This is a genomic window from Allobrachymonas chironomi DSM 19884 (assembly GCF_000374625.1).
GTDB classification, from domain to species: Bacteria; Pseudomonadota; Gammaproteobacteria; order Burkholderiales; family Burkholderiaceae_C; genus Brachymonas; species Brachymonas chironomi.
In genome coordinates, this window is record NZ_KB894767.1 from 154,057 (window position 1) to 169,683 (window position 15,627).

Here is a 15,627-nt window from a genome sequence, read left to right on the forward strand (position 1 = left end):
CAAGAAGGGCTTGTCCATGGGCACCATGATCACCTTCGCAAGGAAGAAAGTATGCCAGCGTTGCGACCCTTGGCATGTCAGACCTTTCCGACAGCCTGTGGCATTTCTGCAGCACATACCGGACAGGTCGGGCGACGCTGCAGGCCGATCGGCATGAAGGACATGCGCAAGGCATCTACCAGCAGCATGGCGCGGTGCAGTTCGCTGTCATGCATGCCGAGCAGCAGCTTGAGGGCTTCGGCGGCCTGGATGCAGCCGACTATGCCGACGATAGGCGCGAAGACCCCCATGGTGGCACAACGTTCCTCTTCCGGCGGGTGGGCCGGGTCAAAGGTGCAGGCATAGCATGGGCTGTCGGCATCGTGCGCGGCGCGCACGCCGAGCTGTGCCTGGAAACGGATGGCTGCGCCCCAGACCAGATGCGTGCCCTGGGCAACACAGGCCTGGTTGACCAGTTGGCGCGTGGCAAAGTTGTCGGTGCAGTCCAGCATCACGTCGGCTTCGGCAGCCAGTCCGTTGAGCAGGGCGGCATCGGCGCGCTGGTGCAGCGCACGGATGTCGATGGTGGAGTTGACCTGTTGCAAGGCCTGGCGCACCGACAGCGTCTTTTCCATGCCGACGCGCTGTTCGGTGTGGGCGATCTGGCGCTGCAGGTTGGTCAGGTCCACCGTATCGTGATCCACCAGGGTGATGCGGCCGACGCCGGCGCTCGCCAGGTAGAGGGCAGCCGGTGAGCCGAGGCCACCGGCACCAATGATCACGACATGCGCGTCCAGCAGCTTCTGCTGTCCGTCCACGTCGATTTCGGGCAGCAGGATATGGCGCGAATAGCGCAGCAGTTGGCTGTCATCCATGGCCGGAATCAGCGCGAGGCGGGTTTGCTGGCAGGCTTGGCGCTGTCGTTGCCGGAGGATTCGCTGTTTTCTTCAGGTTCGCGCACTTTCTGTGTCTTGCTGACCTGGACCGGCTGGCCCTTGAGCTGGTTCAGTGCCTGGATCAGCGGGAAGTCCTTCTCGCTGCCATATTCGGGCAGGCGCAGCTCCTCGGGGTTTTTCTTCGAATCCGCCTCGAGCTGTTTCAGGGCCTCGTCGCGTGCTTCCTCGCGTGCCTTTTCGGCCGCCGGATCCAGCTTGTCGGTACTGGACTGGCCGTTGCTGATGTGGTGGTCCAGATCGGCTTCGCGGGTGCGCAGGGCGGCATAACGCGTGCCTTCGGCCGATTCATCGACCATCACATCGGGCACGATGCCGGTGGCCTGGATCGCCTTGCCGGTGGGGGTGTAATAGCGGGCGGTGGTGATCTTCAGGGCGGTGTCCGGGCCCAGCGGACGCACGGTTTGCACCGAGCCCTTGCCAAAGGTCTGGCTGCCCATGATGGTGGCGCGCTTGTAGTCCTGCAGCGCACCGGCCACGATTTCGCTGGCCGAGGCCGAGCCTTCGTTCACCAGCACCACCAGTGGCACCTTCTTCAGGGCTTCGGGCAGATCCTTCAGCGGATCGCCGGCGGTCAGCGTGCGCACATAGTCCTGCGGCACGGCGCGGTAGGTCTGGTTGCTTTCGGGAATCTGTCCCTTGGTGCTGACGATGACCTTGCCCTGGGGCAGGAAGGCCGCAGAGATGGCGATGGCGGCATCGAGCAGGCCACCCGGGTCATTGCGCAGATCCAGTACCAGGCCCTTGAGGTTGGGGTCGGCAGCGTAGAGTTCGTTGACCTTGCGCACGAAGTCGGGCACGGTGCGTTCCTGGAACTGCGTCAGGCGCACCCAGCCGTAGCCGGGCTCGATCATCTTGCTGCGCACGGATTGCGTACGGATTTCGGCACGCGTGATGGTGACCGGGAAGGTGCGGCTCTCGGACTTGCGCCAGACTGTCAGCACCACCTTGGTGTTGACCTGGCCGCGCATGCGCTTGACCGCGTCGCTGAGTGACATGCCGCGTACCGCCTTGTCGTCCACGCGGGTGATCATGTCACCGGCCAGGATGCCGGCCTTGTCGGCCGGGGAGCCTTCAATCGGGGAGACGACCTTGATCAGGCCGTCTTCCTGCGTGATTTCGATGCCGACACCGACGAACTTGCCGGAGGTGCTTTCGCGGAATTCCTTGTAGGCCTTCTTGTCGTAGTACTGGGAGTGCGGATCCAGGCCGGACACCATGCCGGAGATGGCATCGGTGATCAGCTTCTTGTCATCAACGGGCTCCACATAGCTGTTCTTGACCATGCCGAAGACGGCAGCCAGCTGCTGCAGCTCTTCGAGTGGCAGCGGATCAGTCGTGCCACGCGCCAGCGACTGTACCGAAACGGTGGCCATGGCACCTGCCAGGATGCCGGCCGATACCCAGCCTGCCGCTTTCAACTTGGAACCCATGTATGCCCTCTCCTGTAGGGGAATGTTTTGCTTGCAGGACCGACAGGAGGCTTGTCAGTCAACGGCATCCACTATACACGCTGCATAAAAACCACACGGGCATGCACTCGCCGACAGTTGTAACGCATCGTCAGGCGGGCATGCCCGGTGGCAGGGGGCAGCGGCTTATTGCTTGCCTTGCGCGGCCACGGCCTTGGCAGCCGCTTCGGCAGCGGCGGAGTCGCCCAGGTAATGGTGGCGGATCGGCTTCAGGTTGGCGTCCAGTTCGTAGACCAGCGGAATGCCGTTGGGGATGTTCAGGCCGACGATATCGGTTTCGGAGATGTCGTCCAGGTACTTGATCAGGGCGCGGATGGAGTTGCCGTGGGCCGCGATCACGACGCGCTTGCCGGAGGTGATGGCGGGCGCAATGGAATCGTTCCAGAACGGCAGCACACGGGCCACGGTGTCTTTCAGGCACTCGGTCAGCGGTACCTCGACGCCGGCGTAGCGGCGGTCATCGCGTTCGCTGCGCGGATCGTCGGCAGCCAGGGACGGCGGCGGCGTATCGTAGCTGCGGCGCCAGACCAGCACCTGCTCGTCGCCATATTTCTGTGCGGTTTCGGCCTTGTTGAGGCCCTGCAGGCCGCCATAGTGGCGCTCGTTCAGGCGCCAGGACTTGATGGTGGGCAGCCACTGGCAGTCCATGGCGTCCAGGCAGTGCCACAGCGTGTGGATGGCGCGCTTGAGCACGCTGGTGTAGGCCAGGTCGAATTCGTAGCCGTTCTCACGCAGCAGCTTGCCGGCCTGCTGGGCCTGCTGCACGCCGGTGTCGGTCAGGTCGACATCGGTCCAGCCGGTAAAACGGTTTTCGAGGTTCCAGGTGGATTCGCCGTGGCGGATCAGGACGAGTTTGTACATGTCAGTGCTCACAATACTGGGGGAACAGGGACTTTTCCGTGCGCGTTACGCACGGGGCAATCTGCTATTCTAGAATCCATCCTTGTCCCATGGACACAATTAACTCCCAAAAGAGGTTTTACGTGGATTTTTTGCTGAATAACTGGATGCTGATCCTGGTTGCACTGCTGTCTGGCGGCATGCTGATCTGGCAGGCGAAGAATGGTGGCGGTGCCCAGGCCGGCCTGACGGTGGCCGATGCGGTGCAGAAAATGAACCGCGAGAAGGCCGTGATGGTCGATGTGCGCGACGCGGCCGAATACGCTGCAGAACGCATCGCCCAGTCCAAGCATGTGCCACTGGCCGAGCTGGCCGACAAGCTGCCGCAGGTGGTCAAGAACAAGAAGACCCCGGTGCTGTTCATCTGCTCCACCGGCATGCGCTCCGGCCGTGCTGCTGCCGTGGCCCGCAAGATGGGCTACGAGGAGTGCCACAATGTGGCTGGCGGCATGCGCAGCTGGAAGGCGGCCAACATGCCGCTGCAGACGGCCAAGGCCTGAGACCCCCGGTGCCGGCAGCCCGGTGGCAGCCGGTATCGCTTTTACGAGAACAAGAAGATGCAACCCGTCACCATTTACACCACGCCGTACTGCCCGTACTGCATCCGTGCCAAGATGCTGCTGGATGAACGCGGCGTGACCGAACTGAACGAAATCCGTATCGACCAGGATCGTGAGCTGCGCAAGCAGATGATCGAGCGCACCGGTCGCCGCACAGTGCCGCAGATTTATATCGGCGATCACCACGTGGGTGGCTGCGACGATCTGGTCGCCCTGGACCGCGAAGGCAAGCTCGAGGCTCTGCTGCAGGGCTGATGCCCGCCCTCATCGTTGTCGCAGATATGTCCTGAACAGCTGCGATAATGTTTTTTTACCGTAACCGCAAGGCAGATGACCATGGCAGAAACCGATAACCAAGATCCCGTATTCAGCATTCAGCGCATGTACCTGAAGGAAGCATCGCTGGAGCAGCCCAACTCGCCCGCCATCCTGCTGGAGCAGGTGGCTCCTGGCGTGGACATCCAGCTCAGCGTGGGCAGCGAACAGGTGGCTGACGGCATCTACGAAGTGGTGGTGACCGCCAATGTGCATACCAAGCTGGAAAACCGCACCGTGTTCATGATCGAGGCGCGTCAGGCCGGCATCTTCGAGATCCGCAACCTGCCCGAAGAGCAGATGGGTGGCGTGCTCGGCGTGGCCTGCCCGCAAATCATCTACCCCTATCTGCGTGGCAATGTGGCTGACCTGATCCAGCGCGCCGGCTTCCCGCCCGTGCATCTGGCCGAGATCAACTTCCAGGCCATGTACGAGCACCAGCTGGCCGAAGCGGCCGAGCAGCCGCAGGTGCAATAATGGCTACCGGCGCAAGCCGGTGTTCCATGTGGTTCGGGGCGCTGCGGCGCCCTGAACTGTTTCTGCGTCGTCCGTGACGGCGTTTCGGGAGAAAGGAATGAAGATTGCCGTCCTGGGTGCCGGCGCGTGGGGCACAGCGGTCGCCATCAGCGCAGCACAAGGCCACAGCGTCGATCTGTGGACGCGCCAGCCGGCGCATGCCGATGCCATGCGCAGCGAAGGCGTGAACACGCGCTACCTGCCGGGCATTGCCTTGCCGCCAGCGCTGCGTGTGCATGGCGGGCAGGCCACGGTGGCCGCGCTGCAAGAGCACGATCTGGTGATCGTGGCAACGCCGACGGCGGCGCTGCGTGAGCAGCTGCTGCAATTGCGCGGCTGCCAGGTGCCGCTGGTCTGGCTGTGCAAAGGGTTCGAGCAGGTGCAGCCGGGAGCGGGCTTTGGCCTGCTGCCGCATGAGGTAATGGCCGAAGTGGCGCCGGAACTGCAGGCCGGCGTGCTGAGCGGGCCGAGCTTTGCCCAGGAGGTGGCGCATCTGCAGGCCACCGCGCTGGTGGTGGCGAGTCCGAACGAGGGCGTGTGTGAGCGCGTGGTGGAGACACTGCACAACAGCACCTTGCGCGTCTACCGCAGCCAGGACTGGATTGGCGTGGAAGTGGGCGGAGCTGTCAAGAACGTGCTGGCGATTGCCACCGGCGTGCTTGATGGCCTGCGCGAGTTGCAGCAACCCGGTCGCAGCGTGCCGGGCCTGAATGCGCGTGCGGCGCTGCTGACACGTGGTCTGGCCGAAATGACGCGGCTGGGCGTCGCCATGGGGGCGCAGCCGGCGACCTTCATGGGCTTGAGCGGCATGGGCGATCTGGTACTGACGGCGACTGGCGAGCTGAGCCGCAACCGCAAGGTCGGCCTGCTGCTGGCGCAGGGCATGCGTGCCGAACAGGCCGTGCAAAGCCTGGGCCATGTGGCCGAAGGGGCATACAGTGCGCACACGGTGCTGGCACGTGCACGCACGCTGGGAGTGGACATGCCGATTACGCGCTGCGTGGTGGGCCTGCTTGATGGCAGTATCGACGCCGAGCGTGCCGCGCGCTTCCTGATGGAGCGCGACGCCAAGACCGAGCACGGATAACAGGCGGATTCAGCTGGGGGTAAAGGCCAGGCGCACGTAGATCGGCGCAAAGGCCTCGCCCTGGGTGATGTCGACCAGGCCTTCCTTGGCCAGTTCCAGCAGGGCGACGAAGGTGACGACCAGTACCGGTACGCCACGCGAGGGATCGAACAGTTCGCCAAACTCCAGGAAGCGGCGGCCCTGCAGCCGCTTGAGCACCTGGCTCATGTGCTCGCGTACGCTGAGGTGTTCGCGGCCGATGCGGTGGTGCTGCACCAGCCGGGCGCGCTTGAGGATGTCGGCCCAGGCCTGACGCAGATCATCCAGATGGACATCGGGAAAGCGTGGCTGCAGCGATTGCTCGACATGGCCATGGGCACGGAAGAAATCGCGGCCGTATTGCGGCAGCGTGGCCAGCTGTGCGGCTGCCAGCTTGATGCGCTCGTATTCCTGCAGGCGGCGTACTAATTCGGCACGCGGGTCTTCGGCTTCTTCGCCGTCGGCGCTCTTGCGCGGCGGCAGCAGCATGCGCGACTTGATCTCGATCAGCATCGCGGCCATGAGCAGGTATTCGGCGGCCAGTTCGAGGTTGCGGCTGCGGATTTCATCGACATATTCCAGATACTGGCGCGTGACAGCGGCCATGGGAATGTCGAGGATATTGAAGTTCTGCTTGCGGATCAGGTAGAGCAGCAAGTCCAGCGGGCCCTCGAAGGCTTCGAGGAAGATCTCGAGGGCATCGGGTGGGATGTAGAGATCCTGCGGAACGGAAAACAGCGGCTCGCCGTACAGCCGTGCCACGGCCACGTGGTCGATGACATCGGGAAGCTGCAGTTCAGGGTCAAGGCTTACCTGACCCGCGTTGGATAGCGGGGTACTCACGCCAGGGGTGGGCGACCAGCGGGCCGCCGCGGGGATCAGTCGGCGTTGGTGCCGTAGACGTAAGGCTTTTGCGCAACGCGGCCGGCTTCGTACTGGGCACGGATTTCCGGATCCTGCTCGCGGTCCCACAGCAGGGAGCGGCCATGTCGTTGCTGGGCTTCGAGTTCGGGGTTCTGCTTTTTCAGGGCGTTGATGAACTCGGTGGCGTCGGAGCGGTAGTCAGGGCGGCGGAACAGATACATGATGCGACAATCCAGAGAAAATGAGGCGCGCAACAATGCGCAATATCCTGTATTTTAGCGTTTCCCGCAGCGCTTGCGGGCTATCGGGCCTTGCGTCCATCTGAAGGAGTGTCTGACATGCGTTTTCCGTTCCGTTCTTCCCGTGGCTGGTGGCTGGGTGCTGCGGCAGCCACCCTGTGCAGCGTGCTGCTGCTGCAGGGCTGTGACAACGAACGCATCACCACCACCGAAGAGGGCTTTACCACCGAGAACGAGGTGTACGCCAAGTGGGGGCAGCCGGAGAACGTGTGGGATGGCCCGGATGGCGAGCGCATTCTGGAGTACAACCGCCAGCCGCAAGGCGTGGTGAACTACATGATCAGCGTGGGTCCGGATGGCAAGGTGTCGGCGCTGCGCCAGGTGCTGACGCGCGTCAATTTCGACAAGGTGCAGCCGGGCATGATGATGGAAGATGTGCGCCGCATGCTGGGCAAGCCGGCCAAGCAGACGACTTACCCGATCAAGGGCGAGACAGTCTATATCTGGCGTTTCCGCGAAGGCAATGCGCTGAGCAACCAGTTCGTGGTGACCTTTGACCGCGACCTGCGTGTGCTGTCCACTGCCATTACCGACGATCCGATGGATCCGCACAGCCCGGACAAGTCCTGAGCCGTGTCGGGCCTGAACTGATCAGGCCTGTGCCGGCGTGGCTTCAGGCTCCGGATCGGCAGCCCCGAGGGACGAGGCCGGCAGCAGGGCGGTGGCCTGCTGCAGGGCATCGTGCAGCTTGCTGGCGTGCCGTACGCCTTGCCGCTGCAGCAGCTGCACGCGCTGCACCATATCCTGCGGCTGGCGCTTGATGCCGCACAGGATCAGCGTGATGCCGCGGCTGTGGCAGACCTTGGCCAGGTGCAGCAGCTCGTCGGCCCCCGAGCTGTCGAGGTAGAGCACACCGTCCAGATCCAGCACGATCACGCGGCGGGGCAGCTGTTTTTCCAGATCCTGGATCAGCTTGACCGCGCCGAAGAACAGTGCACCGTGCAGCTGTCGCACCTGCATGTCACCCGGATCCCAGCGCGGAATGTCCTGGTACTGGCCGGGCTCGATGGTATCGGCATAGGACAGGCTGGAAATGCGGTAGATGAAGGTCAGACAGGTGGCTACCAGGCCGACCTCGACCGCTACCGTGAGGTCAAACACCACGGTCAGCAGGAACACCGCCAGCAGCGTGATGCGGTAGGGCATGCGGTAGCTGCGCAGGCGGGAGAATTCGCGCCACTGGCCGATGTTCCAGGCGGTGAACATCATGATGGCGGCCAGCGTGGGCAGCGGAATATTGGCCGCCAGCGGGGCAGCCACCAGCACGATCAGCGCCAGCGCCAGTGCATGCACCATGCCGGCAATCGGACTGGTGGCACCGCTGCGGAAGTTGGTATAGGTGCGCGAAATGGTTCCGGCTGCCGGCATGCCGCCAAACAGCGGCGTGATGAAGTTGGCCGTGCCCTGTGCCATCAGTTCCTGGTTGGGGTTGTGGCGCTCATCCAGCAGGTTGTCGGCCACGCGCGCGCACAGCAGCGATTCGATGGCGCACAGAATGGTCAGCGTCAGCGCCGGCATGAACAGGAAGCGCGCCGTTTCCCAGTCCATGCTGGGGATGCTGAGACTGGGCAGGTGGGCCGGAATGCCGCCAAAGCGTGTGCCGATGGTATCGACCGGCAGCTGCAGCAAGGTGGTGGCCAGGCTGCCCACCACCAGGGCGATGATGGTTCCGGGGATGATGGTCAGTTTGCCGCGGGCGCTGGGCTGGTCCGGCCCGAGCGCCGGCATCAGGCGCTGCCAGCCCAGCAGCACCAGCGATGTCACCAGCGCCAGGCCCAGGGCGTAGTAGTTGATGGTGTGCAGGTGGTTGCCCAGCGTCGACACGATGCCGAAGAAGTTGCCCGGCATCTTCTCGATGCGCAGACCGAGGAAATCGCGCAACTGCGACAGGATGATGAGCGCTGCAATGCCGTTGGTAAAGCCGATGACCACCGCCACCGGGATGAAGCGTACCAGCGTGCCGAGCTTGAACAAGCCCATCAGGAACAGCATGATGCCGGACATCAGGGTCGCAATCAGCAGGTTGGGAATGCCGTAGCGTTCAACGATGCCGTAGACGATGACGATGAAGGCGCTGGACGGGCCGCCGATCTGGATGCGGCAACCGCTGAACAGCGCGATCAGGAAACCGGCGATGATGGCAGTGACCAGTCCGGTCCCCGGTGGCAGGCCGCTGGCAATGGCAAAGGCCAGGGCGACCGGCAGCGTCATCAGGCCCACGGTGATGCCGGCGGTGGCATCATGCGCCAGGCGCGAGCGGTTGTAGCCCTGCAGCGAGCGCAGGATGCTGGGCTTGAAGATCAGGATCGAGGTGGGCAGTCGTCGCATGCGGCAAGCTATGGGGCCAGCCGGGGCGGGGCTGGTGGTCGGTTCGGGAATCGCGCGGGAGGCGCGGTGGCGGGGCCTGGGGCGGCGTTCAGGCGGCGGGCGGGGCTCCGGCTGGGACAAGGGGCAGCAAAGTCTGGGCACGTGCCAGGGCGCTGGCGAGATCCGGTTCGTGCAGCACGCCGGGCTGATGGAGCAGGCGCATGCGGCGTACCATGTCCAGCGGCTGTTCGGTGATGCCGCACAGGATCAGGGTCACGCCGCGCTTGTGGGCGCTGCGGATCAGGTGCAGCAGCTCTTCGGCGCCGGAGGAGTCGAGGTAGATCACGTGCTCCAGATCCAGGATGGCAACCTGGCGCGGCAGCTGGCGCTCGATGTCTTCCAGCAGCTTGACGGCACCGAAGAACAGCGCGCCGTGCAGGCGCCAGGCCCGCAGCTGCTGCGGGTCCCAGGGGGTGGAGAGCACGACCGGCGGTGCCGGAGCTGCGTTGGCCGGCGTCACCTGTTCCGAGCGTGACAGGCTGGAAATGCGGTAGATGAAGGTCAGGCAGGCCGCTACCAGACCGACCTCGACCGCCACCGTCAGGTCGAATACCACGGTGAGGAAGAACACCGCCAGCAGCGTCAGGCGGTAGGGCAGACGGTAATCGCGCAAATGGGCGAATTCGCGCCATTCGCCCATGTTCCAGGCCACGAACATGAGTACTGCAGCCAGCGTGGGCAGCGGCACCAGCGCCGCCAGCGGTGCGGCCACCAGCACGATCAGCAGCAGGACCAGCGCATGCACCATGCCGGCAACCGGGCTGCTGGCGCCGCTCTTGATGTTGGTGACAGTACGGGCAATCGTGCCTGTGGCCGGCATGCCGCCAAAGAAGGGGGTGATGAAGTTGGCCGTGCCCTGCGCCATCAGCTCCTGGTTGGGGTCGTGGCGCTCATCGGTCATGCCGTCGGCCACGCGCGCGCACAACAGTGATTCAATGGCGCCCAGAATGGCCAGCGTCAGTGCCGGAATGAACAGGAAGCGCGCCGTGTCCCAGTCGATGGCGGGTAGCACGAAGGCCGGCAGTTCGGCAGGAATGCCGCCAAAGCGGCCGCCAATGGTCTCGACCGGCAGCTGCAGTGTGGTGACGATCACGCTGCCCAGGATTAGCGCCACGATGGAGCCGGGGATGATGGTGAGCTTGCCGTTCAGCACCTGCTTGCTGGGCCCGAGCGCCGGCAGGAGTTTCTGCCACACGATGATGACCAGCAGCGAGCCGACCGATAGCGCCAGCGCGTAGGGGTTGAAGGTGTGCAGGTGGGCCCAGAGTGTGGATAGCACACCGAAGAAATCGGCTGGCATCTTGGGAATATCCAGGCCGAGGACATCCTTGAGCTGCGACAGGCCGATCAGCACCGCAATGCCGTTGGTGAAACCGATAACGACCGCCACCGGAATGAAGCGTACCAGCGTCCCCATGCGGAACAGACCCATCAGGAACAGCAGCACGCCCGACATGGCGGTGGCAATGATCAGGCTGGGCACACCATAGCGTTCGACGATGCCATAGACGATGACGATGAAGGCCCCGGCCGGGCCGCCGATCTGTACCTTGCTGCCGCCAAACAGGGCCACCAGAAAACCGGCAATGATGGCGGTGAAGATGCCGGTTTGCGGCGTCAGTCCGCTGGCAATGGCAAACGCCATGGCCAGCGGCAGGGCCACCACGCCCACGGTGATGCCGGCGGTAACGTCCTTGATGAATCGCTCCCGGTTATAGCCGCGCATCGCTTGCAGGATGCTGGGCTTGAACATGAGGATGGATTCGGGCAGCTGCATGTCGGGCCTCCGGAAACGGGCTGCGGATGGCTAGCTGGTCAATGGATGCGCATGCCCGGTTGTGCGCCGGGGAAGGGCTCCAGCACGTAGATGCCGGGGTGCGCGGCCTCATCAGCGTGGCTGGCGGCCAGCACCATGCCTTCGCTGAGACCGAACTTCATCTTGCGCGGTGCCAGGTTGGCGACCAGCACGGTGAGCTTGCCCACCAGCTGCTCGGGCTGGTACATGCTGGCGATGCCGCTGAACACGTTGCGTGTCTTTGGCTGGCCGGCCTCGTCCTTCTCGCCGGCATCGAGCGTGAGCTGCAGCAGCTTGGTCGAGCCTTCCACCGGCTGGCAGTCCAGGATCTTCGCGATGCGCAGATCCACCTTGGCAAAGTCCTCGATGCCGATCACCGGGGCGACCGGTTCGCCGCCGGGCGCGTTGGGGTCGACGACCGGTGCAGCCGCCTTTTTGGCTGCCTTTTTCTCGGGGGCCTTGGCCGGAGCGGCATCTGCGGGCGGCTCGAACAGGGCGTCGAGCTGCTTGGCGTCGACGCGCTGCATCAGATGCCTGAATTCGTCCATCTGGTGGCCTTCGCCCAGGGCGCGGGCGGCATCGGCAAAGTTCTCCGGCGGCAGGATCAGCAGGTGGGCGACTTGCGCGGCCAGCTGCGGCAGGATCGGCTTGAGGTAGATGGTGAGCACGCGGAAGGCTTCGATGCACAGTGTGCAGACCTGGTGCAGGCGTTGCTCCTGGCCTTCCTGCTTGGCCAGTTCCCAGGGCTTGTGCTGGTCGACATAGACGTTGACCTTGTCGGCCAGCGCCATGATGTCGCGCACGGCACGGGCGTAATCGCGCGCTTCGTACAGCGCGGCAATGCTGTCACCGGCCTGCTGCAACTCGGCCAGCAGGGCGCTGCCCTGGTCGTCCAGGCTACCCAGTTTGCCGGCAAAGCGCTTGTTCAGGAAGCCGGCCGAGCGCGAGGCGATGTTGACGAACTTGCCGATCAGGTCGGCGTTGACGCGGGCCATGAAGTCGTCGGCATTGAAGTCGATGTCCTCGTTGCGGCCGTTGAGTTTGGCCGCCAGGTAGTAGCGCAGCCACTCGGGGTTCATCTTCAGGCTCAGGTACTTGAGTGGGTCCAGGCCGGTGCCGCGGCTCTTGCTCATTTTTTCGCCGTTGTTCACGGTCAGGAAGCCGTGCACGAAAATGGCATCGGGCGTCTTGCGGCCGCTGAAGTGCAGCATGGCCGGCCAGAACAGGGTGTGGAAGGTGATGATGTCCTTGCCGATGAAGTGGTACTGCTCCAGATCCGGGTCGTTGACGTAGCCTTCGTAATCGACGCCCTGCAAGCTCAGCAGGTTCTTCAGGCTGGCCAGGTAACCGACCGGGGCGTCCAGCCAGACGTAGAAGTACTTGCCCGGCGCATCGGGAATCTCGATGCCGAAATAGGGCGCATCGCGCGAGATGTCCCAGTCGCCCAGCTGGGCCTTGCCGGATTCGTCCGGCTGGAACCATTCGCGGATCTTGTTCAGCACCTCGGGCTGCACGTGGGGCACGCCATGGCGGTTGCGGCTGGCCGTCCACTCCTGCAGGAAGGCGATCGCGCGCGGATCGGACAGGGTAAAGAAGAAGTGCTCGCTCTGGCGCAGCTCGGGTCTGGCACCGGACAGCGCGGAGTAGGGTTCGATCAGCTCGGTCGGGCTGTAGACGGCGCCGCAGACCTCGCAGTTGTCGCCGTACTGATCCTTGGCGTGGCACTTGGGGCATTCGCCCTTGATGAAGCGGTCGGGCAGGAACATGCCCTTGTCGGGATCGTAGAACTGCTCGATGGTGCGCGATTCGATCAGGCCGGACTGCTTCAGGTCACGGTAGATGGATTGCGCCAGTTCGGTGTTTTCCGGGCTGTCGGTGCTGTACCAGTGGTCGTGGCTGATGTGGAAGCCATCCAGGTACTGCTTGCGGCCAGCGGCGATATCGGCCACGAACTGCTGCGGCGTCTTGCCGGCCTTTTCGGCGGCGATCATGATGGGCGCGCCGTGGGCATCGTCGGCACCGACAAAGCGGACATCGTGGCCCTGCATGCGCTGGAAACGCACCCAGATATCGGCCTGGATGTACTCCATGATGTGACCGATGTGGAAAGTGCCATTGGCATAGGGCAGGGCGGTGGTGACAAACAGTTTGCGCGACATGGGACGGGAAAATCGGGTAATGACAAGACTTGCCGGCAGTGCGGGACTGCAGCAGAAAGCATCATTCTACTGGCGGCTGTCATTCCGGTGCAGCGACAAGACCGTGCCCGACAACGGACACTCGCCATTCGCTACACTTGCCGGCATTCCTGACATCACATGCAAGAGGTATTTCCGATGACGATTCCTGCTTCCCTGCTGCAGGCCCTGGCCGGCGTGACCGATGAACTGGGCCAGCCGCTGGCAACCGAGAAGACGATCAAGAACCTGGTCTGGACCAGCGGCTCGCTGAGCTTCACACTGGAAATGGGCTATCCGGCGGCCAGCCAGCACGAGCGTATCCGCGCCGAGCTGCAGCAGGCCGCTGCCGCGCTGCCCGATGTGCGCACGGTGCAGGTCGACATCGGCACGCGCGTGATCGCCCATGTGGTGCAGTCCGGCCTGCAGCTGATCAAGGGCGTGAAGAACGTGGTGGCGGTGGCTTCCGGCAAGGGGGGCGTGGGCAAGAGCACGACGGCATCCAACCTGGCGCTGGCGCTGGCCGCCGAAGGCGCACGCGTCGGCCTGCTCGATGCCGACATCTACGGCCCGAGCGTACCGACCATGATGGGCGTCCACGGCCGCCCGCAATCGCTGGACAACAAGAGCATGGAGCCGCTGGAATCGCATGGCGTGCGCCTGATGTCGATCGGCTTTCTGGTGGGCGAAGACCAGGCCATGGTCTGGCGCGGCCCGATGGCCTCGCAGGCGCTGGACCAGCTGCTGTACCAGACCAACTGGGGCCGCCCGGACGACGAGCTGGACTACCTGGTGGTGGACATGCCACCCGGCACTGGCGATATCCAGCTGTCTCTGAGCCAGCGCGTGCCGGTGACCGGTGCCGTGATGGTGACGACGCCGCAGGACATCGCGCTGATCGACGTGAAGAAGGGCATCGACATGTTCCAGAAGGTCGGCGTGCCGATTCTGGGCGTGGTGGAAAACATGGCCATGCACGTGTGCAGCCAGTGCGGTCATGCCGAACACATCTTTGGCCACGAAGGCGGCAAGCGCCTGGCCGAACAGCAGGGCATGCGCTACCTGGGCGGGCTGCCGCTGGCTATGCATATCCGTGAACAGGCGGACAGTGGCAACCCGACCGTGGTGTCGGCACCGGACAGCGAGGCGGCCGGCATTTACCGCCACATTGCGCGTCAGGTGAGCTGTCTGGTAGCCGGTCGCGGCAAGGATTACAGCCACAAGTTCCCCACCATCAAGGTGTCGCACAACAGCTGATGCGGGACAGCCGCGTGCGCTGCGGGCTTTGCCACCGGACGTGGCACAAAAGGTTGGCAAAAGCTAGAATGTCGGGTTCATGTCTGCCATATCCATCCAATCCCTGACCAAGACTTATCCGCGCCGCGGCAATGCGCCCGCAGTGCATGCGCTCGATAACGTCAGTTTCGATATCCAGCACGGCGAATTCTTCGGCCTGCTGGGTCCCAACGGCGCGGGCAAAACCACGCTGATTTCCATCCTGGCCGGGCTGGCGCATGCCAGCAAGGGTACCATCCGGGTGCACGGCCACGATGTGCGCACCGACTACATCCAGGCACGCCGTCACCTGGGCATCGTGCCGCAGGAACTGGTATTCGACCCGTTTTTCACGGTGCGCGAAGCCCTGCGTTTCCAGTCCGGTTATTTCGGCATGCGTGACAACGATGCCTGGATCGATGAATTGCTGCATAGCCTGGGGCTGGCAGACAAGGCCGCATCCAATATGCGCCAGCTCTCGGGCGGCATGAAGCGCCGTGTGCTGGTGGCGCAGGCGCTGGTGCACAAGCCGCCGGTGATCGTGCTGGACGAGCCTACCGCGGGGGTGGACGTCGAACTGCGCCAGACCTTGTGGAAATTCGTTTCCGAACTGAACCGCCTGGGTCATACCGTGCTGCTGACCACCCACTATCTGGAAGAAGCCGAGGCGCTCTGCCACCGCATTGCCATGCTGAAGCAGGGCAAGCTGCTGGCGCTGGAAAAGACCAGCACGCTGCTGGCCGGTGCCAGTGCCAGCGTGCTGCACTTCAAGACCGACAATCCGCTGCCGCCAGCGCTGGCCGCCAGGGCGCGCGTGACCGGGCGCATGGTCGAGCTGCCGGCGCAGACCCCGGACGAGATCGAGCACTATCTGGGCAGCCTGCGTACTGCCGGTGTGCGCGTGGAAGACATCGAGATCCGCAAGGCGGATCTGGAAGACGTGTTCATCACCCTGATGCAGGGCAAGGGCGCGGAGGTGCGCACATGAACAACGATCAGATCCGCCAGGGCGGTTTTGCCGGCCTGCAGGCCTTGCAGGCCCCGAATGAC

15 protein-coding genes are annotated in these 15,627 nt (G+C 64.0%); 7 read left to right on the forward strand and 8 right to left on the reverse strand.

Annotated elements, in window-relative coordinates:
- Positions 1-77 precede the first annotated feature (77 nt).
- The 3 genes from C513_RS0105755 to gpmA all read right to left on the reverse strand — a co-directional run bounded on the left by C513_RS0105755 (position 78) and on the right by gpmA (position 3,265).
- Positions 78-854 carry a HesA/MoeB/ThiF family protein gene (locus C513_RS0105755; protein WP_018715083.1) on the reverse strand — a complete coding sequence of 259 codons (777 nt, stop codon included), beginning with the start codon at positions 852-854 and terminating at the stop codon, positions 78-80.
- An 8-nt stretch (positions 855-862) separates the two neighbouring features.
- Positions 863-2,365: a S41 family peptidase gene (locus C513_RS0105760; RefSeq protein ID WP_018715084.1), complete on the reverse strand. Its 1,503-nt coding sequence runs from the start codon at positions 2,363-2,365 to the stop codon at positions 863-865.
- Positions 2,366-2,530: 165 nt separating this feature from the next.
- Positions 2,531-3,265, reverse strand: a complete 735-nt coding sequence (gpmA, locus tag C513_RS0105765; RefSeq protein ID WP_018715085.1) for a 2,3-diphosphoglycerate-dependent phosphoglycerate mutase — start codon at positions 3,263-3,265, stop codon at positions 2,531-2,533.
- Between the two features lie 146 nt (positions 3,266-3,411).
- On the opposite strand from gpmA, the gene C513_RS0105770 reads away from it, so the two are divergent.
- From C513_RS0105770 to C513_RS0105785, 4 genes are all read left to right on the forward strand, one after another.
- Positions 3,412-3,804 carry a rhodanese-like domain-containing protein gene (locus C513_RS0105770; protein WP_018715086.1) on the forward strand — a complete coding sequence of 131 codons (393 nt, stop codon included), beginning with the start codon at positions 3,412-3,414 and terminating at the stop codon, positions 3,802-3,804.
- A gap of 57 nt (positions 3,805-3,861) precedes the next feature.
- Entirely contained in the window at positions 3,862-4,119 is a 258-nt protein-coding gene (gene grxC, locus C513_RS0105775; RefSeq protein WP_018715087.1) for a glutaredoxin 3, read from the forward strand.
- A gap of 81 nt (positions 4,120-4,200) precedes the next feature.
- A complete protein-coding gene (gene secB, locus C513_RS0105780) occupies positions 4,201-4,656 on the forward strand; it encodes a protein-export chaperone SecB (protein WP_026320596.1) in 456 nt (151 codons plus the stop codon).
- Positions 4,657-4,753: 97 nt separating this feature from the next.
- Complete coding sequence (locus tag C513_RS0105785) at positions 4,754-5,782, forward strand: NAD(P)H-dependent glycerol-3-phosphate dehydrogenase (RefSeq protein WP_018715089.1); 1,029 nt, start codon at positions 4,754-4,756, stop codon at positions 5,780-5,782.
- Positions 5,783-5,791: 9 nt separating this feature from the next.
- Here the strand turns inward: C513_RS0105785 and C513_RS0105790 are convergent, their stop codons facing one another.
- Together C513_RS0105790 and C513_RS0105795 are read right to left on the reverse strand one after the other, a co-directional pair.
- Positions 5,792-6,643 carry a segregation and condensation protein A gene (locus tag C513_RS0105790; protein ID WP_026320597.1) on the reverse strand — a complete coding sequence of 284 codons (852 nt, stop codon included), beginning with the start codon at positions 6,641-6,643 and terminating at the stop codon, positions 5,792-5,794.
- Between the two features lie 35 nt (positions 6,644-6,678).
- Complete coding sequence (locus C513_RS0105795; RefSeq protein WP_018715091.1) at positions 6,679-6,885, reverse strand: DUF3460 family protein; 207 nt, start codon at positions 6,883-6,885, stop codon at positions 6,679-6,681.
- A gap of 117 nt (positions 6,886-7,002) precedes the next feature.
- Here C513_RS0105795 and bamE point away from each other — a divergent pair, with 117 nt between their 5' ends.
- Complete coding sequence (gene bamE / locus C513_RS0105800; protein WP_018715092.1) at positions 7,003-7,533, forward strand: outer membrane protein assembly factor BamE domain-containing protein; 531 nt, start codon at positions 7,003-7,005, stop codon at positions 7,531-7,533.
- 21 nt (positions 7,534-7,554) lie between these two features.
- Here the strand turns inward: bamE and C513_RS0105805 are convergent, their stop codons facing one another.
- From C513_RS0105805 to metG, 3 genes are all read right to left on the reverse strand, one after another.
- A complete protein-coding gene (locus tag C513_RS0105805) occupies positions 7,555-9,291 on the reverse strand; it encodes a SulP family inorganic anion transporter (protein ID WP_018715093.1) in 1,737 nt (578 codons plus the stop codon).
- A gap of 88 nt (positions 9,292-9,379) precedes the next feature.
- Positions 9,380-11,107 (reverse strand): SulP family inorganic anion transporter, encoded by a 1,728-nt coding sequence (locus tag C513_RS0105810; protein WP_018715094.1) that lies wholly within the window; start codon positions 11,105-11,107, stop codon positions 9,380-9,382.
- A gap of 38 nt (positions 11,108-11,145) precedes the next feature.
- Positions 11,146-13,284 (reverse strand): methionine--tRNA ligase, encoded by a 2,139-nt coding sequence (gene metG / locus C513_RS0105815; protein ID WP_018715095.1) that lies wholly within the window; start codon positions 13,282-13,284, stop codon positions 11,146-11,148.
- A 177-nt stretch (positions 13,285-13,461) separates the two neighbouring features.
- On the opposite strand from metG, the gene apbC reads away from it, so the two are divergent.
- Both apbC and C513_RS0105825 read left to right on the forward strand, forming a co-directional pair.
- Entirely contained in the window at positions 13,462-14,559 is a 1,098-nt protein-coding gene (gene apbC / locus C513_RS0105820) for an iron-sulfur cluster carrier protein ApbC (protein ID WP_018715096.1), read from the forward strand.
- 79 nt (positions 14,560-14,638) lie between these two features.
- On the forward strand, positions 14,639-15,565 hold the full coding sequence (locus C513_RS0105825) for an ABC transporter ATP-binding protein (protein ID WP_018715097.1): 927 nt from the start codon (positions 14,639-14,641) through the stop codon (positions 15,563-15,565).
- Positions 15,566-15,627: the final 62 nt, after the last annotated feature.